The organism is Nitrospirota bacterium (genome assembly GCA_020846775.1).
Classification (GTDB): Bacteria; Nitrospirota; 9FT-COMBO-42-15; order HDB-SIOI813; family HDB-SIOI813; genus RBG-16-43-11.
Genome location: JADLDG010000104.1, coordinates 1 through 3,309 on the forward strand (window position 1 = coordinate 1; position 3,309 = coordinate 3,309).

3 protein-coding genes are annotated in these 3,309 nt (G+C 44.1%); all 3 read right to left on the minus strand.

Going from position 1 to position 3,309, the window contains the following annotated elements:
* Positions 1-688 (minus strand): cysteine synthase family protein (locus IT392_12400; protein ID MCC6545276.1); only part of this gene is annotated, 688 nt, incomplete at its 3' end.
* Positions 689-759: 71 nt separating this feature from the next.
* Positions 760-2,841, minus strand: a complete 2,082-nt coding sequence (locus tag IT392_12405) for a glycine--tRNA ligase subunit beta (protein MCC6545277.1) — start codon at positions 2,839-2,841, stop codon at positions 760-762.
* A 151-nt stretch (positions 2,842-2,992) separates the two neighbouring features.
* Positions 2,993-3,309 (minus strand): glycine--tRNA ligase subunit alpha (locus tag IT392_12410; protein ID MCC6545278.1); only part of this gene is annotated, 317 nt, incomplete at its 5' end.

A 3,309-nucleotide genomic window follows, 5' to 3' on the forward strand; every position in this document is an offset into this window, starting at 1 on the left:
CGAGTTTATTCAAATCAAGTATAGGCGGCACGTAACCATCCAGCAGGCTCCTCAGTCCCTGCAGGCCGCTTTTAGGATACGGCTGCACTGCTATTATCTGTGTCCCGGGGTTATGCTCCTTTAAACGCCTGCCGGCCCCCATAAGAGTTCCGCCGGTGCCAAGACCTGCAACGAAATAATCAATAGGTTCCTGTACATCCTTTAGAATTTCCACTGCAGTCGAGTAATAATGGGCGCCGGGGTTATCAGGATTGCTGTATTGATCCAGCATTATGTAGTCATTATTTTCTTCCGCCATCTTCTTTGCAACCCTGATAGCGCCATTAGTACCTTCATCGCCCGGAGAAAGAACTATCTCAACACCAAATGCCTTCAGAACCTCACGCCTTTCAACACTCATGCACTCAGGCATTACCGCAACAAGCCTGTAACCCTTGATCCTGGCCAGCATCCCCAGGGAAATACCAGTATTGCCGCTCGTTGGTTCAAGGAGTATCTTGTCTTTAGAAAGAATCCCTTCACTCTCAGCGTGCTCTATCATAAACTTGGCAATGCGGTCTTTAACACTCCCGGTAGGATTAGCCCCCTCAAGCTTTGCATATATCTTAACATTCTTATTGGGATTAAGCCTGCTTATCTCCACCAGAGGTGTATTACCGATTGCATCTATGAGCGACTTATACAGCATGACTCCCTCTCTCATTACTCATTGCTAAATACTCATTGCTCATTGCTTCTTATACTCATCGCTTCTTATACTTACTTACCTTCAACGACAATCTGCCTGAAGTCCGCAAATTTGAGAAAGAGATCTCTCAGCATACTCATTAATGACAGCCTGTTATTCCTCAGATTAATATCCTTGTCCATTACCAGTACCTTGTCAAAGAAAGAGTCTACATTCGATTTTAAATCAGCGATTAAAGAGAATGCCTTCCAGTAATTATATTCCTTCTTCGCCAGCATAGCATTATATTCTGCTTTTTTATAAGCTTCGTAAAGCCCTTTTTCCTCATCCTCTTTTAAAAGCCCTTCTTTAAACACACTCATAAAATCAGCAGGGATTATATTCATCACACGTTTGAATGAAATAGTAAGGGCATCAAACTCCGGCTTGATCCTGTACCGGTCCAGCGCTGTTATCCTCAGAAAGGCATCATATGGATCATCAAGATCTGTTGAGATAACTGCCCTCACGCAATCATACCTGTATCCCTCAGTAACAACAAGTGTACTGAGTCTCTCTCTGAAGAATTCTATAACATTATTTATAATCTCATTATATTTTACTTCCGCAATTATACCTTTGTAGTTAGAAAGACTTACCTCTGCCACTTTCTTCAAATCCACATGGTGCCCACCTTTAATCAGGATATGGAGGATACCGATAGCCTGACGTCTCAACGCATAAGGGTCATTAGAACCGGTAGGAACATTCCCCGAACCGAAACAGCCTGTTATATTATCCATCTTCTCTGCAACCGCAAGTATTTTACCTGCCTTTGTAGCAGGAAGCATGTCTCCTGAAAACCGGGGTAAATATTGCTCAAATATGGCCATTGCTACCTCACCCTTTTCCCCCTGTCTTAAGGCATACTCCCTCCCCATGACCCCCTGAAGTTCAGGAAACTCTCCAACCATGTCTGTCATAAGGTCCGCTTTAGATAACTCTGCAGATCGTTCTGCAATAGGGGCAATCTCTGACATGTTAAACAGTTCTGAAAAGTGACTTACTGATGACCTTAATCTTACAACCTTCTCAGACATAGTGCCAAGTTTAGCCATAAAGACTACCTGTCCAAGTTTCACAGACCGGTCCTCAAGCCTTAAAGTGCAATCAGCATCAAAAAAGAACTTTGCATCAGACAACCTTGCCCGGACAACCCTCTCGTATCCAGATCTTATAACACCTATATCCCCTGGCATTGTATTACTTACAGAGATAAAATATGGCAGGCTCCCTCCACGGTCTTTTTCAATTAAAAAAGACCGCTGGTGCTCCCTAAGCACTGTTACAAGTACATCTTTCGGAAGAGACAGGAATCCATCATCAAACCTGCCGCAGACTGCAACAGGATATTCTGTTAAGAATGCGACCTCTTTAAGGAGGTCCTCATCAGGAACAACAAGGCCACCTTTTTCATTTGAGATATCCTTAAGCTGTTCTTCTACCCTCTTAAGCCGTTCCGACTGATCTGCAATGACAAACCTTTCCTTTAGAGAGCTAATATAATCATCCGGGTTGTTAACAACAAAAGATTCAGGAGACATGAAGTGATGGCCATAAGATATTCTTCCGCTTTTAACGCCTGCAAAATCAAGCCCTATAACTTCATCCCCATATATAGCCAGCAGCCACCTCAAAGGCCTCGCAAAACGTACCCTTGTATCATTCCAGCGCATAGATTTTGGAAAGGCTATTGATGTCAAAAGGTTATTGAGAAGCTCAGGGAGAACATCTTTTGTCTTTTTCCCTTTTTCATGTTTCTCTGCAAACAGATATTCACCCTTATCAGTATGCTGAATCTTTAATTGAGAAATATCTATACCCTGGCCTCTTGCAAAACCCACTGCCGCCTTTGTAGGAATACCGTCAGCGCTATAGGCGGCACTTTTGGGAGGCCCGGACACTTCAATAACAACATCTTCCTGCATTTCATCCGCTTCCCTGACAATTAAGGCCAGCCTTCTTGGCGTGCCGTATACAGAGATTTCCCTGAATCGGATACGATTATCCGTTAAGAGCCGCTCAGCAGCATCCTTTATACCTGTTATAGCTGCAGGTATAAACCTTGCCGGCAGCTCCTCAGTGCCAATCTCCAGGAGTATGTCTTTATGCATTATTCGAAAATACCCATGTTAACCCATCCCCACCCACACCCTCCCCTTGAAGGGGAGGGAAACACCCTCTCCCTCAGGGAGAGGGGAAGGCCTGTCCTGAGCGGATGCGAAGGAGTGAGGGTGGGGTTTTCATCCCTTTGTGAGCCCGGGCTCATAATGGTTCATCCCTTGATACCTTCTGTTCTGAATACCCCTCAGCACATCTCTTAGCAAGGTTTCTAACCCGTGCTATATATCCTGTCCTTTCCGCCACACTTATAGCCTTCCTCGCATCAAGGAGATTAAAGATATGGGATGTCTTGAGGCAATAATCATAGGCAGGCAGTATCAATCCTTTCGCTATAAGAGATGATGATTCACTCTCATACATCTTAAATAACGTGAACAACATCTCTATGTCTGCCTCTTCAAAATTATACCTGGAAAACTCCACCTCTGTCCTGTGATGGATATCTCCATACGACATTC